A 26,772-nucleotide genomic window follows, 5' to 3' on the forward strand; every position below is an offset into this window, starting at 1 on the left:
CCGCGATCAGGCCTTGCGGCGCAGGAAGCCGTCGGGCGCCGACGTGACGAGCAGGCGGTCTTCGACCGAGCGGTCGATCTCGAACTCGGGATGCTGCTTGATCCATTCCCACACGGCCGTCTTGGGGTTGTTGCCCTTGCCCCAATGGCGGCCCGGCCATTCGTAGTCGGCCGGCATGTCTTCCACGAAGGTGTCGAAGACGACGCAATAGCTTCCCACGCTGACGAGATCCGCGTAGGCGTTCAGTTCGGCCAGCACATGGTCGTGCGTGTGATTGGAATCCAGGCACACCATGATGTTCTTCTTGCCCTCGGCGTGCGCGCGCACCTGCGCGATCGTCGCGGGGTCGATGCTGGAGCCTTCGATGAGGTGGATGCGCTTGGCCAGCGGGTGGGTCTCGATGGCCTTGCGGTTGTGCTCGCGGATTTCGATGTCCACGCCGACCACTTCGCCCGCGCCCAACAGTTGCAGCATGGAGGCCGACAGCATCAGCGAGCCGCCGTGGGCAATGCCCGTCTCGATGATCAGGTCCGGCTTCACGGCCCAGATCAGTTCCTGCATGGCCATGGCGTCCATGGGCAGCTGGATGAGCGGGCGGCCCGCCCACGAGAAGTTGTTCATGTACTTGCGCTCCAGCGCCATCTGGCGCCAGGCAATGGAGAGCTCGCGGAATTCCTGGTCTTTGGCAAACCCGGCAATGCGGGCTTCCTTCTCCTGGCGGTACTCCGGATGCGCGTCGGGCGTGGTTTCAAGGTAGGACATTCAGATTCCTTTGTGCAGACGGTACTGCGCTAGAAAATTCGGGAAAAATTCGGAAAACGGACGCGGGGGCTGGCGGCACAGCGCTTGCGTGCGCGTCACGTCGATGTCGTCGAACGCCCACGCCGGGGCGCCGGGTGCGACCGAAACGGGGTAGCCCATGACATCCTGCAGCCACGCTGCGACCTCGCGGTTCTCAACGCCCGCGCCGTGCGCGACATTGAAGATGCCGGCGGCATCGGACAGGGCGATGGCAAGAATCTGCGAGACCGCGTCGTCGATGTGCAGGTAGTCCTTGCGGGAGGAGAGCGCCGTGCGCAGCGTGATGCGGCCGTCGCGCGCGCCTTCCTCCAGCAACTGATCAATGAAGCTGTCCGGCGCGTCGCGCAGGCCGACGATGTTGGACAGGCGCGCCACCTTGGCCGGCCGTCCGCCATGCAGGCAGAGCGATTCGCCCATGAGCTTGGACAGGTTGTACAGGTCGCTCGCGTCGTTCGGATTGACGCGCAGCGCCGCGCTTTCACGCGTGTCGGCCACGCCTGAATACACGCGCGTGCTGGACAGGTAGGTCAGGCTGTCGAAATCGCCGTGGGCGAGCAGGCTGCGCAACAGGCAGACGTGGGCCTCGACGGTGTCCAGCGGACGGCTGCGAAAGTCCGATGTCAGACCGATCGCGTAGATCACGTGACCCAGCGGGCGGCGCAGCAGGTCCGCATCCTGGCGCGGCGGCGCGTCACAGGCGACGCCGTCGGCGCGCAGACGCGCGGCCAGATGGCGGCCGATGAAGCCCGAGGCGCCCAGAACGGTGACCGGCCTGCTGTTCATGCGTGGGGACCGCTGTCGATGGAAAGCGACGGGATCGCCGTGACCAGCTTGGCGCCCCATTCATGGCGCGCGTAGGCAAGCTGCTCCGACACCTCGGTCTTCAGATTCCAGGGCAGGATCAGGATGTACTCGGGCCGGTCCTCGCGCAGCCGCGCTTCGGCCACGATGGGAATGTGGCTGCCCGGCAGGTACTTGTCCTGCTTGGCCGGGTTCAGGTCCACCACGTACGGCAGCAGATCCGGACGCACGCCGGCAAAATTCAGCAGCGTGTTGCCCTTGGCGGCTGCGCCGTAAGCGGCAATGCGCTTGCCGCCGCGGCGCAGCTCCACCAGGAACGCCAGCAGGTCATTCTTGACCCGTTCGGCCTGTTGCTGGAAGCGTGCGTAGAAGTCCGGCCCGGCGACGCCGGCGCGCTGTTCTTCATCCAGCGTGCGCGCCACCTCGGCGCCGGTTTCATGCTTGCCGGTATCCAGGCGCTGCGCGAAGACGCGCAGGCTGCCGCCGTGCGTGCCCAGGTGCTCGACATCGAACACCGACAGGCCGTTGGCGGTGAAGATGCGCGATACCGCCGTGAGCGACAGATAGGAATAGTGCTCGTGATAGACAGTGTCGAACTGGCCTTCCTGCACCATGCGCAGCAGGTGCGGAAACTCGAATGTCGCCACGCCTTGCGGCTTGAGCAGGGCGGCGAAGCCCGAAACGAAATCGTTGATGTCCGGAACATGCGCCAGCACGTTGTTGGCGGCAATCAGGTCCGCGGCGCGTCCGCCCTCGGTCAGTTCGTCGCCCAGTTCGACGCCGAAGAAGCGCTGCACGATGTCGATGCCGCGGTCGCGGGCGGCTTGCGCCGTGCTGGCGGTGGGCTCCACGCCGTAGCAGGCAATGCCCGCTTCCTTGACGTACTGCAGCAGATAGCCGTCGTTGGCCGCGATCTCCGCGACCATGCTGTCCTTGCCCAGGCCGAAGCGGCCGATCATCGCATCCACGTAGCGGCGCGAATGCGCCAGCCACGATGACGAGAACGAGCTGAAGTAGGCGTAGTCGTCGGTGAACAGCGCCTCGCGGCCCGCGTGGTCTTCGGTCTGGACCAGCCAGCAGGACTCGCACACGAGGATGCGCAGCGGGAACCAGGTCTCCGGGCCGCGCAGCGCCGCTTCGGTCAGGTAGGCGTTGGACGGCGGGGCATGGCCCAGGTCGAGGAAGGGCAGGCGCAGTTCGGCCTGGCAATGGCGGCACTTCACAGTGCGACTCCAGAATAAGCAGCGTCCAGGCGCGGATGTTGCTGATCGCGCTCGGACACCAGGGTAGGGGGGGCGGGCCAGGAGATGCCGACGCGGGCCTCCTGGTAATGCAGACCGGCCTCGGCTTGCGGGGCATAGGGGGCGGAGTGGCAATACAGCATTTCCACGTCGTCGCTCAGCGTCTGAAAACCGTGGGCGAAGCCTTCGGGAATCAGCAGCGCGCGGCCGTTGTCCGCTGACAGGCGTTCCGCATGCCACTGCAGGAACGTGGGCGAACCTTGCCGCAGATCGATGGCAACGTCCCAGACCACGCCCCGGATGCAGCTCACGAGCTTCATTTCCGCAAAGGGCGGCAACTGGTAGTGCATGCCGCGGACCGTGCCGGCTTGCGCGGTATAGGTATGGTTGACCTGCGCGACCGGGCCGCTCCAGCCGCATGCCGCCAGATCGGCCGCATCGAACAGCCGCGCCAGAAAGCCGCGCGTGTCGCCGCGCGGATGGCGCTGCACGACCTTCAGGCCGGAGATCGGCGTATCGAGAATGACCAGGCTCATGTCCGCGCCTCGTAGCGGTCGATGTCGGCATGGCAGAGCGCCTGCGCATCGGCGCCGGCGTCGAATCGGCGGTACCAATCCATGCTGTGCGTCACCGCCTGCGGCAGCGCCCATCGGGGCGCCACGTTCAGCACGGCGCGCGCCTTGGACGTATCCAGGGTGAGCAGCCCGGCCTCGTGCGGTCCTTCGATCTGTTCGGCATAGACCACGCGGCCCTTGCCGTAGGCGGACAGGGCAAGATCCACCACGGTGCGCACCGGCGCTGCCTCGGCGGCATCCGGGCCGAAGTTGTACGCGTCCGCCAGCGCGGGCGCATCCCACAGCTTTTCCGCCAGGGTCAGGTAACCCGCAAGCGGTTCCAGGACGTGTTGCCACGGGCGTACCGATTGCGGCCGCCGTACATGCAGATCTCCGCCATCCCGCCAGGCGCGCGCGGCGTCAGGCAGCAGGCGGTCCGCCGACCAGTCGCCGCCGCCGATCACATTGCCGGCGCGCGCGCTGGCAACAGCCAGGCCTTGCTCACGCAGGAAGGCGTCGCGATAGGACGCAATGACCAGTTCGCTGGCGGCCTTGCTGGCGCTGTAGGGATCGTGCCCGCCCAGCGCGTCGTTCTCGCGGTACGGGTAGGGCCATTCGTTGTTTCGGTAGACCTTGTCGGTAGTGACCATGACCGCGACCCGGGCCGACGGCGTGGCGCGCAGGGCATCCAGCAGATGCGCCGTGCCCATGATATTGGCGGCAAAGGTTTCGACCGGCTGCGCATAGCTCGGCCGCACCAGCGCCTGCGCGGCCAGGTGCAGCACGACGTCCGGACGGGCGGCCAGCACGTGTTCGCGCAGCGCGGCGGCGTCGCGGATGTCGCAATAGTGGCTATCGATCAGCGCGCCGATGCGGGCGGCCTGATACAGGCTGGGTTCCGTGCACGGCGGCAGGGCAACGCCCGTCACCTGCGCGCCCAGCCGCTGCAGCCAGATTGCCAGCCAGCCGCCCTTGAATCCGGTGTGACCCGTCAGGAGGACGCGCTTGCCGCGCCAGAAACCGGCATTCGGCGTTACCAGACTTTCCATGGCGCCTTGCCCGTGCTCCAGAGGGATTCCAGCAGGTTCTTTTCGCGCAACGTGTCCATGGGCTGCCAGAAGCCCAGGTGTTCGTAGGCGTGGAGCTGGCCGTCGCGGCTCAGTGCTTCCAGCGGGCCGAGTTCCCACGTGCAGTCGTCGTCCTCGATCAGCTTGAGCACGCTGGGCGACAGCACGAAGAAGCCGCCGTTGATCAGGCCGCCGTCGCCGCGCGGTTTTTCCGCAAAGCCGGTGACCAGATCGCCTTCGCGGCGCAGCGCGCCATAACGGCCAGGCGGCTGCACGGCGGTCACGGTGGCCGCTTTGCCGTGCTTGCGGTGAAAGGCGAGCAGGGCGGTGATGTCGATATCGGCCACGCCGTCGCCATACGTAAAGCAGAACGCCTCTTCTTCCTTCACGTAGTCGGCCACGCGCTTCAAGCGCCCGCCGGTCATCGTGTTCTCGCCCGTGTCCACCAATGTCACGCGCCACGGCTCGGCCTTGCGCTGATGCACTTCCATGCGGTTGTCGGCCATGTCGAACGTGACGTCGGACATGTGCAGGAAGTAGTTGGCGAAATACTCCTTGATCATGTAGCCCTTGTACCCGCAGCAGATCACGAAGTCGTTCACGCCGTGGGCGGAATAGGTCTTCATGATGTGCCACAGGATGGGCCGCCCGCCGATCTCGATCATCGGCTTGGGTCGCGTGTGGGTTTCTTCGGAAATCCGGGTGCCAAGGCCGCCGGCCAGAATGATTGCTTTCATGCTTGGGTTTCGCACCAGTTCTTGAACATTTCGCGCAGCGCGCCTTCGAACTTGCGCGCGAAGGCGGGTTCGTTCATCAGGGGGCTGACGCGCATTTCTTCGCGCAGGCCGCCGCGGATCTTGGCCAGGGCGGGCAGGTCGCTCGCCAGCGCGACGACCTTCTCCACGTACTCCAATTCCGTCTGCGCGACCCACTCGGGGCGTTGGATGCCGTGCAGGATCGAACTGCCGATGCGGCCGACGCTGGGACGGCTGGCAAGGGTGACGTACGGCACGCCCATGTAAAGGGTCTCGACCAGCGTCACGCCCGAGTTGTGGGGGAAGCAGTCCAGACCGATGTCCATGCTGCGCAGGATGTCCCACGGGGGGCTGTCCCAGCCGATCAGCAGGCGGTCGCGCGCGATGCCGTGCGCGCCGAAGCGGCTTGCCAGCTCCTCGCGCATCGGGCCGTCCTTGTAGCTGCGGCTGTTGACGATCAGGCGCGACTGCGGCACGCGGCGCAGGATCTCTGCCCACACGCCGACGACCTTGTCGTTCATGCGGATCGCGCGGGTGAGGCTGCCGAAGGTGATGTAGCCGTTCTTCTGCGCCGGCAGGTCGTTGCAGTCGCCCATGCCCGCGCCGGCGCGGTAGACGAAGTTGCTGTCGGCCAGCCGCCAGGGCTTCTCAGAAAACAAGGCTTCGCTGCCCGTGGGCGCCATGACTTCATCGCTCATGATGTAGTCGATGGCGGTGAGGCCCGTGGTGTAGCCGAAGCCCAGCCAGGTCAACGAAATGGGCGCGGGCTTGCGGGCGAACACGCCCAGCCGGTTGCCGCCGGTGTGGCCGGCGACGTCGATCAGGATGTCGATGCCGTCGGCGCGGATGCGGTCGGCAAGCGCCGCGTCGCTCATGCCGGCGGTAGGCGTCCAGGCGTCGAAATAGCGCTTGAAGCGGGTGGTGACGGGGTCTTCCGCGACGAATTCCGCGTAGGCATGCAGTTCAAGGTTCTCGCGGTCGTGATGCGACAGCAAGGGCTCGATGAAGTTGTTGCCCGAATGCTGGCGGAAGTCCGGAGACACGTAAGCCACGCGGATGCGGCGCTTGGCGTCACGGAGGTTCGCATGGGGACGCCACGTCGACCGCAGGCCCTCGCAATGGACCTGATTGAACTGGCGGTAGGCGTCGAACACCTCTTCCGCGGTCGCGGACGGGGAGTAGTTCAGCGAAAACAGCAGGTTGTTGTGCGCGATGAGCGCCTTGGGCGCGATCGACACCGCGGCCTTGGCGGCGGTCACGGCGCCTTCCGCATCACCGCGATCCAGCAGGATCTTGCCCAGGTTGGTTCTGGCCTTTTCCTGATAGGGATCCAGCGACAACGCGGTCAGGCAGCTTGCCTGTGCTTCCTTGTAGCGCAGCTCCGAACACAGCGCATCGCCCAGCACGCCATGCGTGGAGGCGTCGCGAGGCGCAAGCTCCACAGCGCGGCGCGCCGCGCCGATGGCTTCGGAAGTGCGGGTGAGCGCCGTCAGGCAGGACGACAGCACGATATAGCTTTGGGCCCGCGCGGGCGCCAATTCCAGCATCTTGAGCGCCGGCGCGAGCGCCTGGCGGAACCTGCCGGAGTTGCACAGCGTGACAGCCAGGGGCTCCCAGGCCGCGGAGGCGCCCGGGACCGTCTTGATGAGCTGGCGCGCCAGGCCTTCGGCCTTGTCGTATTGCCGTTCGGTCAGCAGGTCCTGGATGCGCATGGCAAGCGTCGCCGCGGCCGGCGGCAGGCCACCGGCCATCGAGCCGGCCGCCAGAACGCGCTGATTCAGGCTGACGCGTGCCAGGGCGCCGGCATACAGTCCAAAGAGCTGCGCGTCGCCGTGGCTGGCGGTCAGCGCCTCGTTGAGCAGCGCGGCCCACGCCGACGCCGACCCCTGCAGCAGCCCATAACGCTTGAGCAGGCCCAGCAATTCCAGGAGGCCCGATGTGTCCCGCGGGATACCTGCTTCGGTCGTTTCAGGCGCGGTGCTTACCTGCAGCAGCGGCAGCCCTTGGGCAAGCCGGTCCGCCATGGTCTGAAAATCGGGCGTCAGGATCAGCTTGACGGGTTCGTGCCACAGGTTGAACCGCAGCGGAACGCCTTGCGCAAGCTGTTCGGACAGCGCGACGTTCAGGCAGGCAACCGGGCGGACCGGCGCGTTGTCTTCACGATCGTAAGGGCCCGCTTCGACGCAGAAATGCGCCAGATCGTGCTCCATCAGCGTCGTCAGCGACTTGTCGAGCAGCTTGCGCGCGGCGCCGTCGTCCAGCCCCTCCGCGTGCATCAGCACGGCGACCAATGTCGTATAGGGCAGGGACCCGGGCCAGGCGTGGGCAAGCGTGTCCATCAGCTTGACCATGTGCGCTTCCGTGGTCACCAGGCCGCGGCCCAGGTGGTTCACATAGGTCGCACCCACCTCCTGCCCGTTGGCGGCCAGGCGCTGCGCGCCGCACGCCCAGCGCAGGTCCTTGAGCCGGCTCAGGTCCGGCCGCGGCTGGAGCTGTTCGGCGGCGGCCTGGGTGGTGAGAAGGCTTTGCCGGAATCCGCGTCCGGTCGCGAAATCCAGGTATTGCTGCCTGACGCTGGCAGGCTGGCCCATGGTCAGCAGGCTGTGGGTCAGCGAGACGTTCTGCCCCATGTTCAGGGCGATTTCGGAAAGGGGCTGGGCATCGCCCACGTAACCCAGTCCGGCCTCGGCCGCCCGGCCCGCAAACTCGACGAAGTAGCAGGGATTGCTGGCGACCGGGACCACCGTGTCCTGCGTCTGGCCGTCGAAGGCGCGCTGGAACTGCGCCGCGGCCGTCGCGAGGTGATTGCCGATCGGGTTGGACGCCGCAATCCCATCGTTGAACAAGGTCAGCGCGGCCAGCGCGCTGGCGCGGAACTGGTCTTCTGTCTGCGCGGCGTGGCCGTGCAGCATGATGGCGTCGCGCACGACTTCCTGGGCTTTCGCGCCGGGGTAGACGTGGTAATCCACATACAGGATGCCGTTCGGCGACAACAGCCTGCCGCAGCGCTCCAGCAGGGCTTGAGCCTCGCCGGGCGGCAGATAGCTGTAGAGGCCGGTGACGATGATGTAGTCGAAGGGACCTGCGCCCGGATCCAGCTCGGCATAGTCCTGCGCCAGCAGCGTGAGATTCGTCAGGCCCAGCGCGGCGGCCATGTCGCGGCCTTGCGCGATGACGGCTTCAGACGCGTGGATGCCCGTGACCTGCGCCTCGGGGTAGGCCAGGGCGAAGGGAAAAAGCCCCTTGCCGGTGCCGCAGCCCACGCCCAGCACACGGGCCTTGCCCAGCGCCGGCGCCTCGACGCCGTAGAGATAGGCGGTAGCCTGCAGGTTCAGGGGGGAGTGGCTGGTCGCCAGAAGTCCCGGTTCGGCAATTGCCTGGCGGTGGTGGTAAGCCGGATTCGACATGGATGCGGGTGACGGACAGGCGAGAAGCCCGGAGTACGAGGAATGTGGCAATTCTACGAATCGCCACCCCCGTTCATTCCGCGAATCAGCGTCGGAATTCCGCGCCACTTTCCCCAAAGCGCCCGGCGCCTGGCAGACGAAAAAAAACCCGCCAGAAGCGGGTTTTTGGGGTGACCGGGTAAGGCGCGAAGGGCCTTGCCCGGTCTGCAGCCGGGAAAGCCGTGGCTTTCCTGGCTGTTCGTACCGTTTGCCGAGAATTAACGCAGCAGCGACAGCACGGTTTGCGGCACTTGGTTGGCTTGCGCCAGAACCGAGGTACCAGCTTGTTGCAGGATCTGAGCCTTGGACATGTTCGACACTTCCGTGGCGTAGTCGGCGTCTTGAATACGCGAACGAGCGTTGGAGAGGTTGTTGACCACGTTGTTCAGGTTGGCGATCGTCGATTCCAGACGGTTCTGCACAGCACCCAGTTCGCCGGTCAGCTTGTCCAGCTTCGTGAAGGCGGCGTCCAGCGTCTTCATCGGATCGGTGGTCTTCGTGCCCTTGCTGGTGTCTTCCGTGGTCAGCTTGCCGGAGCTGTTGACCTTGGCTTCCTTACCGATCTTGGCTTCGTAGTCGCCGGTGCCCGTGCCGCTCTTGACCGTGGCCTTGCCCGTGTTCGGGTCAACGGTGTAGGTCGTGTCGTACGTCTTGGTCGTGGTGAACGTGCCCTTGTCGTCGACGTAGGTGTCGGTCGACTTGCCGCTCGTGAACGTGACGTTGGCGCTGGTGATGCCTTGACCCAGCTTGACGATCACGCCGCCGGCGGTGGCGTTGGCCTTGACGTTAGCCAGCAGCGCATCGGTAGCGATGGTGTTGGTGAACGACAGTTGGTTGGCCGTACCGGTGTTCGAGTACGTCTTGCCGCCGATCGAGACCGACGAGTTGCCGGCGCCGCCGCTGCCGTTCGAGGCAGCTGCCATGACGGTGTTCAGCGTAGCAGCCGTGGCGCTGGAGCTGTTGGTGGTCAGGTTGCCAGCGGCGTCCAGGAACGCGTCTTGGCCGCCGATGGTGACCTTGCCGGTCGCGTCGACGTCGAACGAGGTCGAAGCCGAGCCGTTGCTGTGCGTGTAGGTGCCGGAGGTGGTGCCGGTAGCCGGGCGCAGCGAGGTGGCCAGGGCGGTAACAGCAGCAGCGTCCGAAGCCGACTTGTCGGTGAACGTGAAGTTCTTGTTGGCGGCGTCGTACGTGTACGTCACGCCGGTGGCGCCTGCGCCAACGCTGACGGTGTTGCCGTTTTCCAGCTTGGCGAACGTTTGGTCGGCGGTAGCAGCAGCGTGCGTCGTCGTAACCTTCCAGTCGTTACCGGTGGCCACGCCGCCAGCAGCTTGCAGGTCGGACACGGTAGCCGAACGGTTCTGGGTCACGCCCGAGCCGTTGACGTTGAAGCCGTCCAGACCCAGCGTCTTGACGCTGATTTCGGTCAGGTTCAGGGTGATCGTTTCGCCGTCGTTGGCGCCGACTTGCAGCGTCAGGGGCTTGGCCGAATCCGACAGAACCTTCACGCCGTTGAAGTCGGTTTGTTGCGAGATGCGATCGATGTCCGACAGACGCTGGTTGATTTCGTCTTGCATCGAGTTCAGCTGTTCTTGCGAGTAGCTGCCGTTGGCGGCTTGCACGGACAGTTCGCGAACGCGTTGCAGGTGGGTGTTGACTTCGGAGGCAGCGCCTTCCGTCGTTTGAGCCAGCGAGATGCCGTCGTTGGCGTTACGAGCGGCTTGGGTCAGGCCCTTGACGTTCGCGGTGAAGCGGTTGGCAATGGCCATACCGGCGGCGTCGTCCTTGGCGCTGTTGATGCGCAGGCCCGACGACAGGCGCTCGATGGCGGTGCCCAGGGAAGATTGCGACTTGTTCAGGTTGTTCTGAGCAACGAGCGACAAGTAGTTGGTATTGATGACTGCAGCCATGTTTAGGCTCCCAAGAGAGAAAGGCTTCTTCAAACCGGGCAGCGGGGCCGCCCATCTTTGTAACGGGAAGAATTCTTTGACTTGTGTCTTCGAATTTCTCCGTTGCCAGGATTACGGCAGTCAAAAATCAATCTTTAGGCTTTTTTTTCGGCAATCGTAAATTTGCACGATGGACAGCGGGATTTCCTGCCGGTTTCCCCTGGAGGACCGGCAGGACGCCGTGCGCTTAATTCAAGATGAGGCCGCTGCGGCGCAATTCGGTCAGCAGGGAATTAAGAAATTCCTGCGCGACCGGCTCCAGATTGCGGGCGCCTTTATAAGACTGGCCGTTCGGATGCGGATGGCGGCCGGTCGTCAGCGCGTCGCGCACGGCGCTGCGCAGTTCGGTCGCGCCGCGCGATCCATCCATCAGGCTCATGATGTGCCGGCTCAGCGGATCGGCCGGCGGCGTCACGCCCTGATGCCAGAAGTTATGCAGGCTGACCTGCGTGTTGGGCCGGATGGCTTCGGGCAGCAGATTCAGGGCGCCCGTGATGAGCACGGGCCTGGATTGCGGCGCCTGATACGGCGACGGCTCCAGGCGGTAGTACAGCGCATTCGATTGCACGAGCGCGATGACATGGGCCAGCAACGCGGCGGTCATCTCGTCCTGGGTGGCGGCAGGCGCGTGCTTGCTGGCGGCTTCGCGGACGGCGCCGAACGTCACCGACTGCGGCCACGACTCGCCCAGCATGTCCATCAGCGTATGGGCGACCGGGTCATGCGAGGTCAGCGTGGCGCCGCGCGCGGACTGGTATTGCCGTTGTTGCGGGGCAGCCGCGGCGCCGGGTTGGGCGCGCAGGTCGGCAGCCAGGTGCATGCCCTCGAAGGCGCTGCCTTCGGGCTGCTCCAGGATCGTGTCGGCGCGTTCGGCGTGAATCAGAAGGCTCTTGCGGAACGAGCGGCCGATGGCGAAGTCCAGATACTGTTCCCGCATCTCGCGGCCGGCGTTGACGGCCAGCCCGTTCAGGCCCAGTGCCACACGCGAACCGTATGTTGAGGGGAACGACAGTTGCGGTTCGGCATCGGTCACATAAGCCAGGCCGGCCTGTTGCGCCGCCGCCGCAAACTCCAGGAAGTAGCAGGGCGTGTTGACGGCTTCCAGGTATTCGTGAAGCAGGTAGTGATCGCTTTGGCCGCGCAGCTTCTGCGCGGTGTGCTGCAGCGCCGACTGCAGGGGATTGTTTTCCCACAGGCCGTTTTCAATGAGGCCGAGCATGTCCTTGGCGCGCGCCAGCTTCTCTTGCGGCGTTTGCGCACCGAAGCTGTTGAGCATCATGGCGTCGCGAATGACGTCCGACGCCTTCCAGCCCGGGTAGGTGTTGTAGCTGATATAGGCGATGCCCTCGGGCGCGAGGTTCTCCTTGCAGATGCGCAGGATCGCGTCACGCACTTCCGGCGGCACCCAGCTGAATACGCCGTGGCAAATGATGTAGTCGAACGTGCCGAACTCGGGCGTGATGTCGGTCAGGCTCATGGCGTGCAGATCGAGGTTGCGTGCGCCGGCGGCCTCGGCCGCGCGCTGGCCCGCTTCGATCTGTTGCGGCGACAGGTCGACACCGACCGCGCGCGCCTCGGGATAGGCCATCGCGAAGGGCAGCAGGTTGCCGCCTGCCGCGCAGCCGAGTTCCAGCACGCGGGCGCGGCTCAATTCAGGCGTGGAAATCCCATACAGATGCGCCACGGCGCGCAGGCTGCCTGGCGCGGTGTACGAAAAGGGCAGGGAAAGATAGGGGGTTTCGTCGTAGGCGTCAGAAATGGCCTGCGTCAAGCGGTCGGGTGCGCTCATGGCGAAATTCCGGGATGGTCGTGGTGCGCTGCGAGGCTCTTGCGGTTCGCCGCGCACGCGTTGTGGGCTAGACCGAAAGGCTAGCAGCCCCACCGCGCCCCGGAAGGCATGAACAAGGTCCGATTTTCCCCCTGAATCCGCGCTGGCTGAAAGCCGCCCGGCGTCCGCAGGCGGGGAAAATCAGATGATCTGCGCGATCTGCCCCTCCTGGGGCAATTCCTGCCAGGCCTGATCCTTCAGCCGCGCCCGGATGCGCGCGGTCGCCTGCGACCGCAACTGGCACACCCGTGCCTCGGTCACATTCATGATCGCGCCGATTTCCTTCAGGTTCAGCCCCTGCTCGTAACACAGCGACAGCAACAGCTTTTCGCGGTCGGGCAGGGCGTCGATGGCGTGAACCAGAGCCTGCCGGAAGTCGCCGGCCAGCAGCGAGTCCAGCGGGTTGCCGCTGGGCGCGCCGTGATTCAGCGTGGCGGACCAGTCGGCCTGGCCGGACGCCGAATCCGGCTCGGTGGTGAAGTCTTCATAGTGGACGATCTGCACGCCTTGCGCGTCGTGCAGCAGCGTCTGGTATTCGTCGATCGGCAGCTCGAGCTGCGCCGCGATCTCGGCCTCGGTGGGCGCGCGCATCAAACGCTGTTCCAGAAACTGGATCGCTTGGTCGATCTTGCGCGCCTTCGTGCGCACGCTGCGCGGCAACCAATCCTGGCCGCGAAGCTCGTCAAGCATCGCGCCACGGATACGTGTCGTGGCGTAGGTCTCGAACTGCGCGTCCGCGGTTTCCTGGTAACGGCGGACGGCGTCGAGCAGGCCGATCATGCCGGCTTGTATCAAGTCGTCGAGTTCGACGCTGGCGGGTAGCCGGGCGAGCAATTGCAGGGCCAGCTTCCGAACTAGCGGCGCATATTCGACCAGGCTGTCATCTGCGTGGGGCATTGCGGGAATTCTGGCGGAGTCCATCGTGAAGCGCGGTCGTGTTGCCAATTTGCGACATTGTCGACAAGCGCGGCTACGGTAATGCGGGCGAATCTTAAGAATCGCTAAGTTGGCATTGTCGGCAATGGGCGGCCGTTCATTTCAGGAAGTACGCAACGTTTTGAATGCTTATTTGGCAAATTGGCGAGAATTTGTCACGAACTTGTATGTCAAGGTGTGTCTAGAAAGGCACGTTGCGCAACATCAACAAAGATTTGTCATATAAGTCATAGAAAATGACATGACCTGTGGTAAATTTTACTTAATTTGCGAACAAATGATACATTTCGCATTAAAACAGGATGCAGCAAGCGGACAGGTAACAAACGTTGCCTGACGCCACGAGTAATCAAGCCCCTCGGGTGGGATAGGGATAGGGAGTACAGCGTGCAACAAGTCGAAAATTCTTTGCTGGCAGACATTCGCGAAGTGAATCTGTCGTATCTGTTACTGGCTCAGCGCATGTTGCGGGACGATTTCGCCGCATCGATGTTCCGCCTGGGTTTCAGTAACGAAGTCGCTGACATTCTCATGCGTCTCTCGCCGGCGCAACTCGTGAAACTGGCCAGCTCCAGCTCGCTGCTGTGCCGCTTCCGTTTTGACGATTACAGCCTGCTGTCGGCGCTGACCCACGACGTGCTGGGTGGAGCGCTGCAGCAAGCACATGCAACCATCCTGCTCGCCAAGCAGCCTGTCGAAGAACTGGCCTGACGGCCTAGCGAATCCCACTCGGACACACCTGTCATGGCCTCCAAGAGCGTTTCCCAGGAAGCGGACGACATCCTGCTTGCCAGCTCCATGATTACGCTGGGCGCGCGCCTTCAGGTGCTTGAGGCTGAAACCAGCCTCAGCCATGATCGCCTCGCCCGCCTGTATCGCGAAATCCGCGGCTGCTCGCCACCCAAGGGCATGCTGCCTTTTTCGGTTGACTGGTTCATGACCTGGCTGCCGAATATTCATTCCTCTCTCTTCTATAACGTGTATTCGTTCCTGAATACGCGCACCACCAGCAAGGGCATACGCGCCACCATCGACGCGTATCGCCTGTATCTCGAGAACGCAGGGCAGGAAACTGCGGACGCCGAGCCCGTCCTGAGCTTCACCCGGGCGTGGATGCTGGTGCGATTCTTCGACAGCGGCATGCTGCAGCTTTCCGCGTGCCGGCAGTGCGGCGGTCATTTCATCGCCCACGCCCACGATCCTCAGTCGGATTTCGTGTGCGCCATCTGCCGTCCGCCACCCCGCGCCGGCAAGACCCGCGCGGCGGCAAAAGCACGCGCCGGCAGCCGCCCAGCCCCCATTGCGACCGCCGCTCCGACCTGATCGGGCGTCCAAATACATCAAAAGCCCTGAAAAACACCCCCTAACCCGCCTTTTTGGGGCAGGGGGGACAGGGGATCATTGACGCAAGTTATAGACTTCGTTGGCAGGGGCCCGTTGTGTTGATTGTTATCGGTTTTCTTGTGGTGATCGTGTCGGTCGTCGGCAGCTTCATGGCGCTGGGCGGACACATGGGCGCGCTTTACCAGCCCTTCGAGCTGACGCTGATCTTCGGCGCGGCGTTCGGAGCGTTCCTGGCGGGCAACAGCAAGAAGTCGCTGATGCTGGTCAAGAAGGCGCTTCCGGACGCGCTCAAGAGCTCGCGCTACGGCAAGGACGTCTACATGGAGCTGATGGCGCTCCTGTACGTGCTGCTGAACAAGGCGCGCCGCGAAGGCCTGATGGCCATCGAGTCGCATATCGAGGATCCGGGCTCCAGCCCGATCTTCAGCGAATATCCCCGTATCGCCAAAGACGAGAAGCTCATGGAGTTCATCACGGACTACCTGCGCATCATGATCAGCGGCAACATGAGCTCGTTCGAGATCGAGACGCTCATGGACGAGGAAATCGAAACCTACCGCCACGAGCGCGAAGTGCCGGCTCATGCGCTGCAGCAGATGGCCGACGGCCTGCCTGCTTTCGGTATCGTGGCCGCGGTGCTGGGCGTGATCAAGGCGCTGGCCGCCGTGGATCAGCCGCCCGCCATTCTGGGTGACCTGATCTCCAAGGCCATGGTCGGCACGTTCCTGGGTATTTTGCTGGCGTACGGCTTTGTGGGTCCGCTGGCCTCCCGCGTGGAGCGCCGCACGGACGAAGCCATGAAGGTGCTCGAGTGCATCAAGACGACGCTGCTGGCCAGCATGAACGGCTACCCGCCTCAGCTTGCGGTGGAGTTCGGACGCAAGGTGCTGTTCTCGGCGGTGCGGCCCACCTTCGGTGAGCTGGAAGAGCACGTCCGGCAGACCAAGTCGACCGGCAAGGCCTGACGGAGCGGGCCATGAGCACGGTAAATAATCACCGTGTGGTGATCCGCCGCAAGAAGGTCAAGGGCGGCGGGCACCACGGGGGCAGCTGGAAGATCGCGTACGCCGACTTCATTACGGCAATGATGGCGTTCTTCCTGGTGATGTGGCTGGTCAGCATCGTGCCGAAGGAAGAACTGAAAGGCATCGCCGAGTATTTCCGCATGCCGCTGCGCGTCGCCATCACGGGCGGCCCCAGCAGCTCGGCGGAAACAAGCGCCGTGCCCGGCGGCGGGCAGGACCCGCTGCGCAGCGAGGGCGATGTGCGCCGTGGCCAGGGCAACCGGGTCGAGTCCCAGCCCATGGGCGACGCCGAGCGCCGCGAGCAGCATCGCCTCGAAAACCTCAAGCGGCGCCTCGAGAACGTCATCGAGACGAGCCCCGTCCTGAAATCCTTCCGGCCGCAGCTCCTCATCGACCTGACGACCGAAGGGCTGCGCATCCAGATCATCGACAACCAGAACCGCCCGATGTTCGCGACCGGCCGCGCCGAAGTGCAGCCGTACATGCGCGACATCCTGCGCGAGCTGGGACCGGTGCTGAACGAATTGCCCAACAGGGTGAGCATCTCCGGTCATACCGACGCGTCGCAGTATGCGCGCGGCGAACGCGCCTACAGCAATTGGGAGCTGTCGGCCGACCGGGCGAACGCCTCGCGCCAGGAATTGGTGGCGGGCGGCATGAACGAAAGCAAGGTCATGCGCATCCAGGGTCTGTCTTCAAGCATGAGTCTGGTTAAAGATGATCCGTATGCAGCCGTTAATAGACGCATCAGCCTGGTGGTGCTCAACCAAAGCACCCAGAAGCGGATCGAGAGCGAGAACGCCGCAGCCGCGGACGTGAGCGCCAAGGATGCGCGCGAGGTGGGGTCGGCCGTGCAGGCGGTGCAAGCCGCCAGCCAGGCCGCAACGGCAACCAAGCAGGGCGAGGCGGAGAACACCCCGCCCGCTGAAGGGGTTCAACAACAATGACGGCAACGATACTCGTGGCGGACGATTCCACGACCATGCGGATGATCGTGCAGGCGACGCTGACCGGCGCAGGCTGGAAGGTGTTGACGGCTTGCAACGGCCAGGAAGCGCTGGAGGTGGCGATGGCCAACCCGGTGGATCTGGTCGTCAGTGACTGGAACATGCCGGTGAAGGGCGGTCTGGAGTTGATCCAGGGGTTGCGCGAAGAGGATCGGTACATGGATGTGCCGGTGCTGGTGCTGACCACCGAGGACGACGTGGACAGCAAGATGGCAGCCCGGGATCTGGGCGTTTGCGGCTGGCTTTCCAAGCCGGTGGATCCCGATGTGCTGGTGGAATTGGCGACCGAACTGCTCGATGAGCAGGCCGGCGCGTAGCAGGTTCATTTAGAAAGGCGTACGGGTCATGAGTTCTGGTTTGGACCTCAGTCAGTTTTACGAGACCTTTTTCGACGAGGCGGACGAGCTGCTTGCGCAAATGGAGCAGCTGTTGCTCGAGCTCGATGTGGGCGCGCCCGACATCGAGCAGCTCAACGCCATCTTCCGCGCGGCCCATTCGATCAAGGGCGGCGCAGCGACGTTCGGCTGTTTCACTCAGCTGGCGGGTACGACCCATCTGCTTGAGAACCTTCTGGACGCGATCCGGCGTGGCGAAATGGCGCTGCGCACGGACATGATTGATATTTTCTTGGAAACGAAAGACGTGCTCAAAAGCCAACTGGATGCCTATCGGGCCTCCGAAGAGCCCGATGACGCCGTGTTTGAGCGTATTTGCGCCGTATTGAGGCAGCTTGCGCTGGAGCATCAGGACCCCGCCGCCGCAGCCGCTGCGCCCGCGCCCGCTGCTGCGCCGGTCGCCGCCCCGGCGCCCGCACCCGTGCAGCAGGCGCCCCAGCCTGCGCCGGCCGCGCCGGTCGAACCTGCCGCATCGGCCGCCGATGCTGACGGCCTGCCGCTGCGCGTGCGCATCACCAAGGTGTCCGACAAGGATGCCGCGTCCCTGCTCGAAGAAATGGGCAACCTGGGCGCCGTCAAGGCGAGCGAACGCGCCAATGGCGTGCTGACCGTCTGGGTGGAAAGCACCTGCACGCCGGAAGACATCGAAGCGGTGTGCTGCTTCATCGTCGACGGCGACCAATTGAACATCGCCCGTGAAGCGGCGCCGGCAAGCGGCGACGCCGCGCCTGTGGCCGCCGAAGCGGCGCCTGCCGCGCAAGCTGCGCCGGTTGCCGAGGCTGCCGCAGCCCCGGTTGCGCCCGAAGCGCCTGCCGCCGATGCTGGCGCGCCGGCCGCCCGTGCCGCCGCGCGTCCGGCCGCTGCCACCGCTGCCCATGCAGACAAGGAATCGACCTCGATCCGCGTCGGCGTCGAAAAAGTCGACCAGGTCATCAACCTGGTGGGTGAGCTTGTCATCACGCAAGCCATGCTGGCGCAGACCGCCTCCACGCTGGATCCGGTGCTGCACGATCGTCTGCTGAACGGCATGGAGCAGCTCGAGCGCAATGCGCGCGATCTGCAGGAAGCCGTCATGTCGATCCGCATGATGCCGATGGACTACGTGTTCAGCCGCTTCCCGCGCCTGGTGCGCGATATCGCCGGCAAGATGGGCAAGCAGATCGAACTGCAAACCTACGGCCGCGCGACCGAGCTGGACAAGAGCCTGATCGAACGCATCATCGACCCGCTGACCCACCTGGTGCGCAACAGCCTGGACCACGGCATCGAAACGCCTGAAAAGCGTGTCGCCGCCGGCAAGGATCCGGTTGGCCAGCTGGTGCTGTCCGCGCAGCACAACGGCGGCAACATCGTCATTGAAGTCAGCGACGACGGTGGTGGCCTGAGCCGCGAGAAGATTCTGAAGAAGGCCATGGCGCAAGGCCTGGCCGTCAACGAAAACTCGCCCGACGACGAGATCTGGCAGCTGATTTTCGCGCCTGGTTTCTCCACCGCCGAAAAGGTCACGGACATTTCCGGCCGTGGCGTGGGCATGGACGTGGTGCGCCGGAACATTCAGGATATGGGCGGTCACGTGCAGCTGTCGTGCGAGCCGGGCCACGGCACCACGACGCGCATCGTGCTGCCGCTGACGCTGGCCATTCTGGACGGCATGTCGGTGCGGGTGGGCGAAGAAACCTTCATCCTGCCGCTGAACCACGTCACCGAATCGCTCCAGCCCACCAATGACCAGATCTACTCGGTCGCCGGCAACGAGCGCGTCATGCACGTGCGCGGTGAATACCTGCCGCTGGTCGAGATGCACCGGGTGTTCTCGGTGGGCGAGGCCCAGACCGATCCCACCCAGGCGATCGCCGTCATCATGCAGGCCGAGGACCGGCGCTTCGCGCTGCTGGTCGATCACCTGATCGGGCAGCACCAGGTCGTGGTGAAAAATCTGGAATCGAATTACCGCAAGGTCCCGGGCATTTCCGCCGCCACCATTCTTGGCGATGGCAGCGTGGCCCTGATTGTCGACGTATTTGCGCTCGCGCGCGCCAACCGGGAGCGCTGGTCGCAGCCCGAAGCCGTTCTGAATTGATGGAGCACTAAAAAATCATGGCAGCCAAACCGCAAGCGCAAGCCGCGCGCAATGAAGATGTCGGCAGCGAGTTCCTGGTCTTCACGCTGGGCGACGAGGAATACGGGATCGACATCCTGAAGGTGCAGGAAATCCGCGGCTACGACGCCGACACGGTGACCCGCATCGCGAATGTCCCGCCGTTCATCAAGGGCGTGACGAACCTGCGCGGCATCATCGTGCCGATCGTCGACCTGCGCATCAAGTTCAACCTGGGCCGCGTCGACTACAACGAGCAGACCGTGGTCATCATCCTCAACCTCGACCGCCGTGTCGTTGGCATCGTGGTGGACGGCGTGTCGGACGTGCTGATGCTCAACTCGGGTCAGGTTCGTCCGGCTCCCGAGTTCGGCGCCACGCTGTCGACCGAGTACCTGACGGGCCTGGGCACCGTGGACGAGCGCATGCTGATCCTGGTGGACATTGAAAAGATGATGACCAGCGACGAAATGGCGCTGGTGGAGAAGGTCGCCTCCTGATCGGAGTCTGGCCGGAATGCGGGGTAAAGGCGCCATATTGATCGCGATGTGGCGCTTTCCTTTAACGATTGCAGTCAAGGGATGGTTCTTGTGATGCGCAAGTTTTTCGCGAACATGACGATACGCAGCAGCCTGTTGTGGGTGCTGGCGTTCTTCTCATTCATGTTGGTGATTGGTGCCGCGCTGGGCGTGTTGTCGTTGCGCATCAGCAATGGGACGCTGGCCGAGATCAAGCAATCGCAGGAATTGGACGACGCCGTCGGCCGCGTGGTGATGAGCCACAAGGACACGCTGAACGGCCTGGCGCGTGCCGCCACGTTGAACTACGCGGACATCGTGCGCAGCGTGGGTCAGCCGACCCTGCTGGCGCAAGGACTGTCCAGCGAGGCCGCCGGCCTGCTCGAGCGCGCCAAGGCGTCGCTGAACAAGGGCCAGGCCGAGTTTGATTTCTTCAAGACCTTGCCGCGGCCGCCCGAGGCAGCCGAGGCTCTGAAGGAAATCGACGATGCCTATGCGGCGCTGGTGCAGCAGGGCGTCGCACCCCTGGTCGCCGCGCTGGAAAAGGCCGACATGCCGGCCTACCAGACGCAGATTCAAAAAGTGCAGGATGCGCTGGAAGGGCGCTTTGCGCGCGCCGTCGAAGGCTTTGATTTCTGGCGCGCCAGCAAGATGACGGACGCGTTCGAAGTGGCGCAGGTGCGCTACCAGTTCGTGCTGATGGCCGTCAGCGCCGGCGGCATCATTGCCGCGCTGCTGGTGTTTGCCACGTACGTCTTCCTGCGCCGCCGCGTGCTGCAGCCGCTCAAGGATGCTGGTCACCATTTCGACCGCATTGCCGGCGGCGACCTGACGGCTCGCGTCGAAGCCAGCAACACCAATGAAATCGGCCAGCTTTTCGCGGCGCTCAAGCGCATGCAGGAAAGCCTGACCCGCACGGTGGCCTCGGTGCGCCGCGGCGTGGACGAAATCAATGTCGGCTCGCACGAAATCGCGGCCGGCAACACGGACCTGTCCAGCCGCACGGAGCAGCAGGCCGCTTCGCTGGAAGAGACCGCCGCCTCGATGGAGGAGCTGGCCTCGACCGTGAAGCAGAACGCGGACAACGCGCGGCAGGCCAACCAGTTGGCGGCCAGCGCGTCGGACGTGGCCGAGCGCGGTGGCGCGGCGGTGTCGGAAGTGGTGCACACCATGGAAGGCATCTCGGCCAGCTCGCGCAAGATTTCGGAAATCGTGTCGGTCATCGACGGCATCGCTTTCCAGACGAACATCCTGGCGCTGAACGCGGCGGTGGAAGCTGCCCGCGCGGGCGAGCAGGGCAAGGGCTTTGCGGTGGTGGCGGGCGAAGTGCGCTCGCTGGCGCAGCGCAGCGCCCAGGCTGCCAAGGAAATCAAGGGTCTGATCGAGGACTCCGTGACCAAGGTGGGCGCGGGTTCGCAGCAGGTCGAACGCGCCGGCTCCACGATGCAGGAAATCGTGGCTTCGGTGAAGCGCGTGACGGACATCATGGGCGAGATTTCGGCGGCGTCCGAAGAGCAGTCGAGCGGCATCGACCAGGTGAATCGCGCGGTGTCGCAGATGGATGAAGTGACGCAGCAGAACGCGGCGTTGGTGGAACAAGCCGCGGCCGCCGCCGGCTCGCTGCAGGAACAGGCGCAGCGCCTGGCCGAAGCGGTGGCCGTGTTCAAGATCAATACGGGCGAGGTCATCGAAGTGCCGGCGCATCGGCTGTCATCGGTGCGCGCCACCTATGACGACGCCCGCCTGCATGCGCCCGATGCGCCTGCTCTGGGACGCTGAGGATACGCGTGGCAACTTCGGCGAATACGGCCCCGTCCATTTCGGTGGACCGCCAGTTTGATTTCCGTGACGCGGACTTTTCCCGCGTCCGCAAGATGATCCACGCACGCGCCGGCATTTCGCTGGGCACGCACAAGCGCGAGATGGTCTACAGCCGCCTCGCGCGCCGCCTGCGGGCGTTGGGCGGACAGGACTTCGGCAGTTATCTGGACAGCCTGGAGAACGAGCCCGACGCCGCGGAGTGGGAAGACTTCATCAACGCACTCACGACGAACCTGACCGCGTTCTTTCGTGAGTCGCATCACTTTCCGATCCTGGCGGACTTCGCGAAGAAGCGCGGGGGACCCGTTTCGGTGTGGTGCTGCGCAGCCTCGACGGGCGAAGAGCCGTACTCCATCGCGATCACGCTGACTGAGGCCCTGGGCCCGCGCGCCGCCGGTTCGACCGTGCTGGCCACGGACATCGACACCAGCGTGCTGAACCGCGCGCGCACCGCGGTCTATCCGAACGAGCGTGTCGCGAAGATGGAAGACGAGCGCCTGCGCCGCTTTTTCCTGAAGGGACGCGGCTCGAACGAAGGGCATGTGCGGGTCCGGCCCGAGATCGCCGACATGGTGCGCTACGAGACGCTGAACCTGTTGTCGTCGTCGTGGGGGATCACCGAGAAGTTCGACGTGATCTTCTGCCGCAACATCATGATCTATTTCGACAAGCCGACGCAGGCCAAGATCCTGGAGCGGTTCGTGCCGCTCATGAAGCCGGGCGGCCTGCTGTTTGCCGGCCACTCCGAGAACTTCACGTACATCAGCCGGGATTTCCGTCTGCGCGGGCAGACAGTCTACGAATGCGCAAATAAGGCCTGACCGGGCCAGGGCAGCAAACAAGATGAAGAAAATAAGCGTTTTGTGTGTGGATGACTCCGCGCTTGTGCGAGGCTTGATGACCGAAATCATCAATAGCCAGCCGGATATGGAAGTGGTTGCGACCGCACCCGATCCGCTGGTCGCGCGCGACCTGATCAAGCGTCACAACCCCGACGTGCTGACGCTGGACGTGGAAATGCCCCGCATGGACGGGCTGGATTTCCTGGAAAAGCTGATGCGCCTGCGCCCCATGCCGGTGGTGATGGTGTCGTCGCTGACCGAGCGCGGCGGCGAAATCACGCTGCGCGCGCTGGAGCTGGGCGCCATCGACTTCGTGACCAAGCCCAAGCTGGGCATCCGCGACGGCCTGCTCGAATACACGGAACTCATCGCCGACAAGATTCGCGCGGCGTCGCGCGCCAAGCTGCGCGCGCCGCCGCCCCATGCGGCGCAGGCTGCGCCGGCGCCCATGCTGCGCCGTCCGCTGTCCAGCTCGGAAAAGCTGGTCATCGTGGGCGCGTCCACGGGCGGCACCGAAGCCATTCGCGAAGTCCTGCAGCCGCTGCCGCCGGACAGCCCGGCGATCCTGATCACGCAGCACATGCCGGCCGGCTTCACGCGGTCGTTCGCGCAGCGCCTGGACGCGCTGTGCGCCGTGACCGTACGCGAGGCCGTACATGGCGAGCGCGTGCTGCCGGGCCACGTGTATCTGGCGCCGGGCGGCGAAATGCACATGCGGCTGGGCCGCAGCGGCGCCAACTACGTCATCGAGCTGGAAGCCAGCGAACCAGTCAACCGCCACCGTCCGTCCGTGGACGTGCTGTTCAACTCCGCGGCCGTCGCGGCGGGCAAGAACGCCATCGGCGTGATCCTGACGGGCATGGGCAAGGATGGCGCCACCGGCATGCTGGCCATGCACCGGGCGGGCGCCCACACGATCGCGCAGGACGAAGCAAGCTGCGTGGTCTTCGGCATGCCCCGCGAGGCCATTGCCATCGGGGCTGCAAGTGAAGTGGTGCCGTTGTCGGCGATGAGCGAACGCATTCTGACTCGCCTGGGCGACCGTGGGCACCGCGTTTAACGCGGGCTGACGCCACGATCGGTCTCAAGCAAATTTTTTCTGGAGTGAAAGATGGTAGACAAGGGCCTGAAGATTCTGGTGGTGGATGACTTCCCCACCATGCGGCGGATCATCCGCAACCTGCTCAAGGAGCTGGGTTTCGAAAACGTGGATGAGGCCGAGGACGGCGCCATTGGCCTGGAGAAGCTGCGCAACGGCGGCTTCCAGTTCGTGGTGTCCGACTGGAATATGCCCAACCTGGACGGTCTGGAGATGCTCAAGCAGATCCGCGCCGACGCGTCGCTGGCCTCGCTGCCGGTGCTGATGGTGACGGCGGAAGCCAAGAAGGAAAACATCGTTGCCGCAGCCCAGGCCGGCGCCAACGGGTACGTGGTCAAGCCTTTCACCGCGGCAACGCTGGAGGAAAAGCTGACCAAGATCTTCGAGAAACTTGGCGGCTGAGGCGTGCGATGAGCTCAACGGAAACCGTCGACCCGGCAGAGTCGCCAGACCTCATCCATCGCATCGCCTCGCTGACCCGCATGCTGCGCGACAGCATGCGCGAACTGGGCCTGGACCAGGCGATCAAGGATGCCGCCAATGCGATCCCCGACGCCCGCGACCGCCTGCGGTACGTGGCGCAGATGACCGAACAGGCCGCCAATCGGGTGCTCAACGCCACCGAGCAGGCCGGTCCGATCCAGGACAACATGTCGCGTTCGGCGCAGGCGCTGGATAGCCGTTGGCAGCAATGGTATGACCAGCCGCTGGAGATGCCGGAAGCGCGCGAACTGGTGCAGGACACGCGGGCCTTCCTGGCCGACGTGCCCAAACAGACGCAGCAGACGCAGTCCAAGCTGATGGAAATCATCATGGCGCAGGATTTCCAGGACCTGACGGGCCAGGTCATCATGCGCATGATGGACGTGGTGGGCGCGATCGAACGCGAACTGCTGCAGGTGCTGCTGGACAACGTGCCGCAAGAGCGCCGCGATGAAGCCAACAGCCTGCTCAACGGTCCGCAAATCAACCCGCAAGGCAAGACCGACGTGGTCACCAGCCAGGACCAGGTCGACGACCTGCTGGCCAGCCTGGGCTTCTAAGCCCGGCTTTCGCGCGATGTCCGGCGTTGGCGGGAAAGCGGATCGCCTTCCCGCCCGCATGCTCCAGAGGCGCCGGATGTTGCGCGGGGGTTCTCGCGGGTGTCTGACAACCGGCGTGCTAACCCAGTGTCTGACACCCGGGTGGCGTCATCGTTACGTGCCCGGCTGCTTCAGGGGTGTCAGACACCTCCATCCAGGCATCCCTAGGTGTCTGACACCCTTCAGAGACACGCTTCATAAGCCTGGATGCCCCTTGGGTGTCTGACACCCGGGTGGCGTCATCGTTACGCGCCCGGCTGCTTCAGGGGTGTCAGACACCTCCATCCAGGCATCCCTAGGTGTCTGACACCCTCCAGAGACACGCTTCATAAGTCTGGATGCCCCTTGGGTGTCTGACACCGTCCAGATAAGTCTCGTTGGGTGTCTGACACCGTCGAGCTCTCCGCCCTGCGGATGTAGCCGTTCGGCTTCCCTCTCATGACGTATTCCCTAAGGGTGCAATCGCTGCCCGGCCGATAGACTCCTGCCAACAATAATCGGGGCCTTGCAGCGTGAGACAAGGCGCGCTTTGCGCGTCAGGCCATGGATGCCCACAGAAGGCGGTCCAGGCCAGGGAGAGGAGGTTCATTGTGGCCAGATCCGTATTCCGCCTGGGCGGCATGTGGGGCTTGTTGCGTCGGCTCAATCGCGGCGACGCGATGCTGTCGGAGCGCGCCCTGTCTTTCAGTCCGGCCGCCTGGCCGTTGTACCGGTTTCTTGCGCAGATCCGCCTGCGGGTCATGACCGTGCGCCAGTCCAGCATCGAGATCGCGCTCAACGCGGCGCGCACGCAGTTCCAAGCGGGACGCTGTTCGCTGCTGGCGCGCGAGCAGGCCAGGGCTGCCGAGGCGCTCGCGGTCAGCGGCGCGCAGATCGCCGACCTGTCCGCTTCCACGTCCACGCATGCGCGGGATATCGCGGCGGTCTCCGGACAGAATCTGCACGCCGCGCAGCAGGCGCTGGCCGAGCTTACCGAGGTCAAGGAGCGCGTCGATCGCATGACGCGCGAGATGGCGGCGTTTACCGAAGTCGTGGAGCAATTGGCCGCCCGCGCGCACTCGGTGGGCGACATCAGCAAGGCGATCAAGGGCATTGCGCTGCAGACGCAACTGCTGGCGTTGAACGCGGGCGTCGAGGCCGCCCGGGCAGGAGATGCGGGCCGCGGCTTTGCGGTGGTGGCCAGCGAGGTCGGCCGGCTGGCCGAGCGCGTCAACAGCGCCACCGGCGATATCGGCGGCCACACGGCTGAGATGCTGGGCCTCGTCGAGTCCACCCAGCGCCAGACCGGCACGCTGCGCGAGGACGTGGACGCGTCGGGCGCCGTGCTGAACCGCACCTGTGGCGGATTCGAGCGCTTCGTGCGCGACTTCGACAGCATGAACCGGCAGGTGGGCGAAGTGGTCCAGGCGATCGGCGAGGTCGACGCGACCAATCACGGCATGAGCCAGGAGGTCGGGCGCATCGCGGCGCTGAGCGCGGACGTGCTGGAGCGCGTGGGCAGCATGTCGGGCGAGATCGACCGTATCCGCCGCCAGACGGAAAGTGTGCAGGAGGTGCTGGCCGACATGCGCACGGGCGATACCGCTTTCGACAGCCTGTCGGCGTCGCTGCAGGCGTTTGCCGATGCGGCGGCCGGGCTGCTGCACGATGCCCGGCGGCGCGGCGTGGACGTGTTCGACCGGCACTATCAACGCATCCCCGGCAGCGAGCCGCCGCGCTATCACACGGCATATGACCGGACCATCGACGAGCCGCTGACGCGCCTGCTCGATAGCGTGCTGGAGGCGGTGCCGGGCGCCATCTACACGATCCTGGTGGACAACCGGGGCTACGCGCCCGCCCACAACAGCCGGTTCTCGCAGGCCCCGACCGGCGATCCGAAGGTCGACATCGTCCGGGTGCGCAACAAGCGGATCTTTGACGATCCGGTGGGCGCCCGGCTGGCCGCCAACACGGGGGCTCAGCTGTTTCAGACGTACTCGCGCGATACCGGCGAGATCGTCAACGACATTTCCTTGCCCATTTATCTGGGGCCGGAACACTGGGGCGCCGTGCGTATCGGGCTGGATTACGCGCGCTTTCAGGCCATTCTGGACGGGCAGGCCGGCGACGGCCGGGTGGCGCGGGCGGCGGGTTGATCGCACGGCGCCCGGCAGCCGGCGGCGC

General features: G+C 64.8%; 23 protein-coding genes. 13 read left to right on the top strand and 10 right to left on the bottom strand.

From position 1 onward, the window contains the following. Positions 1 to 6: 6 nt before the first annotated feature. The 10 genes from AC6LJW_RS20710 to AC6LJW_RS20755 form a co-directional block, all read right to left on the bottom strand. The gene (locus AC6LJW_RS20710; RefSeq protein WP_400520510.1) at positions 7 to 762 is read right to left on the bottom strand and encodes a cephalosporin hydroxylase family protein; all 756 of its coding nucleotides are present in this window, start codon (positions 760 to 762) and stop codon (positions 7 to 9) included. Continuing rightward, the gene (locus tag AC6LJW_RS20715) at positions 763 to 1,584 is read right to left on the bottom strand and encodes an NAD-dependent epimerase/dehydratase family protein (RefSeq protein ID WP_498088169.1); all 822 of its coding nucleotides are present in this window, start codon (positions 1,582 to 1,584) and stop codon (positions 763 to 765) included. Then, positions 1,581 to 2,825, bottom strand: coding sequence for a methyltransferase domain-containing protein (locus AC6LJW_RS20720; protein WP_498088170.1), 1,245 nt, complete (start codon positions 2,823 to 2,825; stop codon positions 1,581 to 1,583). The genes AC6LJW_RS20715 and AC6LJW_RS20720 overlap by 4 nt, the downstream gene beginning before the upstream one ends. Continuing rightward, positions 2,822 to 3,379, bottom strand: coding sequence for a dTDP-4-dehydrorhamnose 3,5-epimerase family protein (locus tag AC6LJW_RS20725; RefSeq protein WP_056570154.1), 558 nt, complete (start codon positions 3,377 to 3,379; stop codon positions 2,822 to 2,824). The genes AC6LJW_RS20720 and AC6LJW_RS20725 overlap by 4 nt, the downstream gene beginning before the upstream one ends. Next, positions 3,376 to 4,446 carry a CDP-glucose 4,6-dehydratase gene (gene rfbG, locus AC6LJW_RS20730; protein ID WP_498088171.1) on the bottom strand — a complete coding sequence of 357 codons (1,071 nt, stop codon included), beginning with the start codon at positions 4,444 to 4,446 and terminating at the stop codon, positions 3,376 to 3,378. Before rfbG ends, AC6LJW_RS20725 begins: the two co-directional genes overlap by 4 nt. Further along, positions 4,431 to 5,201 (bottom strand): glucose-1-phosphate cytidylyltransferase, encoded by a 771-nt coding sequence (gene rfbF / locus AC6LJW_RS20735; protein WP_056570157.1) that lies wholly within the window; start codon positions 5,199 to 5,201, stop codon positions 4,431 to 4,433. Before rfbF ends, rfbG begins: the two co-directional genes overlap by 16 nt. Further along, positions 5,198 to 8,626, bottom strand: coding sequence for an O-linked N-acetylglucosamine transferase family protein (locus AC6LJW_RS20740; protein ID WP_498088172.1), 3,429 nt, complete (start codon positions 8,624 to 8,626; stop codon positions 5,198 to 5,200). The genes rfbF and AC6LJW_RS20740 overlap by 4 nt, the downstream gene beginning before the upstream one ends. A gap of 257 nt (positions 8,627 to 8,883) precedes the next feature. Beyond that, the gene (locus AC6LJW_RS20745; protein WP_056570161.1) at positions 8,884 to 10,572 is read right to left on the bottom strand and encodes a flagellin N-terminal helical domain-containing protein; all 1,689 of its coding nucleotides are present in this window, start codon (positions 10,570 to 10,572) and stop codon (positions 8,884 to 8,886) included. 226 nt (positions 10,573 to 10,798) lie between these two features. After that, entirely contained in the window at positions 10,799 to 12,400 is a 1,602-nt protein-coding gene (locus tag AC6LJW_RS20750) for a methyltransferase regulatory domain-containing protein (RefSeq protein WP_498088173.1), read from the bottom strand. Positions 12,401 to 12,580: 180 nt separating this feature from the next. Then, positions 12,581 to 13,336: an RNA polymerase sigma factor FliA gene (locus AC6LJW_RS20755; RefSeq protein WP_056570165.1), complete on the bottom strand. Its 756-nt coding sequence runs from the start codon at positions 13,334 to 13,336 to the stop codon at positions 12,581 to 12,583. Between the two features lie 426 nt (positions 13,337 to 13,762). On the opposite strand from AC6LJW_RS20755, the gene flhD reads away from it, so the two are divergent. The 13 genes from flhD to AC6LJW_RS20820 all read left to right on the top strand — a co-directional run bounded on the left by flhD (position 13,763) and on the right by AC6LJW_RS20820 (position 26,744). Next, positions 13,763 to 14,086 (top strand): flagellar transcriptional regulator FlhD, encoded by a 324-nt coding sequence (gene flhD, locus AC6LJW_RS20760; protein WP_046806433.1) that lies wholly within the window; start codon positions 13,763 to 13,765, stop codon positions 14,084 to 14,086. Positions 14,087 to 14,119: 33 nt separating this feature from the next. Then, positions 14,120 to 14,698 carry a flagellar transcriptional regulator FlhC gene (flhC, locus tag AC6LJW_RS20765; protein ID WP_056570167.1) on the top strand — a complete coding sequence of 193 codons (579 nt, stop codon included), beginning with the start codon at positions 14,120 to 14,122 and terminating at the stop codon, positions 14,696 to 14,698. Positions 14,699 to 14,814: 116 nt separating this feature from the next. Next, a complete protein-coding gene (gene motA, locus AC6LJW_RS20770; RefSeq protein ID WP_056570169.1) occupies positions 14,815 to 15,684 on the top strand; it encodes a flagellar motor stator protein MotA in 870 nt (289 codons plus the stop codon). A gap of 11 nt (positions 15,685 to 15,695) precedes the next feature. Further along, positions 15,696 to 16,691, top strand: a complete 996-nt coding sequence (motB, locus tag AC6LJW_RS20775; protein WP_056570171.1) for a flagellar motor protein MotB — start codon at positions 15,696 to 15,698, stop codon at positions 16,689 to 16,691. Beyond that, positions 16,688 to 17,068 (top strand): response regulator, encoded by a 381-nt coding sequence (locus AC6LJW_RS20780; RefSeq protein WP_056316568.1) that lies wholly within the window; start codon positions 16,688 to 16,690, stop codon positions 17,066 to 17,068. The genes motB and AC6LJW_RS20780 overlap by 4 nt, the downstream gene beginning before the upstream one ends. Positions 17,069 to 17,096: 28 nt before the next feature. Next, entirely contained in the window at positions 17,097 to 19,226 is a 2,130-nt protein-coding gene (gene cheA / locus AC6LJW_RS20785; protein WP_498088174.1) for a chemotaxis protein CheA, read from the top strand. Positions 19,227 to 19,243: 17 nt separating this feature from the next. Beyond that, complete coding sequence (gene cheW / locus AC6LJW_RS20790) at positions 19,244 to 19,744, top strand: chemotaxis protein CheW (protein ID WP_056570175.1); 501 nt, start codon at positions 19,244 to 19,246, stop codon at positions 19,742 to 19,744. Positions 19,745 to 19,837: 93 nt separating this feature from the next. Beyond that, complete coding sequence (locus tag AC6LJW_RS20795) at positions 19,838 to 21,541, top strand: methyl-accepting chemotaxis protein (RefSeq protein WP_498088175.1); 1,704 nt, start codon at positions 19,838 to 19,840, stop codon at positions 21,539 to 21,541. Positions 21,542 to 21,549: 8 nt separating this feature from the next. Beyond that, positions 21,550 to 22,404, top strand: coding sequence for a CheR family methyltransferase (locus tag AC6LJW_RS20800; RefSeq protein ID WP_056570177.1), 855 nt, complete (start codon positions 21,550 to 21,552; stop codon positions 22,402 to 22,404). Positions 22,405 to 22,426: 22 nt separating this feature from the next. Further along, entirely contained in the window at positions 22,427 to 23,485 is a 1,059-nt protein-coding gene (locus AC6LJW_RS20805) for a protein-glutamate methylesterase/protein-glutamine glutaminase (RefSeq protein WP_498088176.1), read from the top strand. Between the two features lie 51 nt (positions 23,486 to 23,536). After that, positions 23,537 to 23,926, top strand: coding sequence for a chemotaxis response regulator CheY (cheY, locus tag AC6LJW_RS20810; protein ID WP_056570180.1), 390 nt, complete (start codon positions 23,537 to 23,539; stop codon positions 23,924 to 23,926). 8 nt (positions 23,927 to 23,934) lie between these two features. After that, on the top strand, positions 23,935 to 24,567 hold the full coding sequence (gene cheZ, locus AC6LJW_RS20815) for a protein phosphatase CheZ (RefSeq protein WP_056570181.1): 633 nt from the start codon (positions 23,935 to 23,937) through the stop codon (positions 24,565 to 24,567). A 659-nt stretch (positions 24,568 to 25,226) separates the two neighbouring features. Then, entirely contained in the window at positions 25,227 to 26,744 is a 1,518-nt protein-coding gene (locus AC6LJW_RS20820; RefSeq protein ID WP_498088179.1) for a methyl-accepting chemotaxis protein, read from the top strand. Positions 26,745 to 26,772 lie beyond the last annotated feature (28 nt).

The organism is Achromobacter sp. 1012554356, assembly GCF_059760815.1.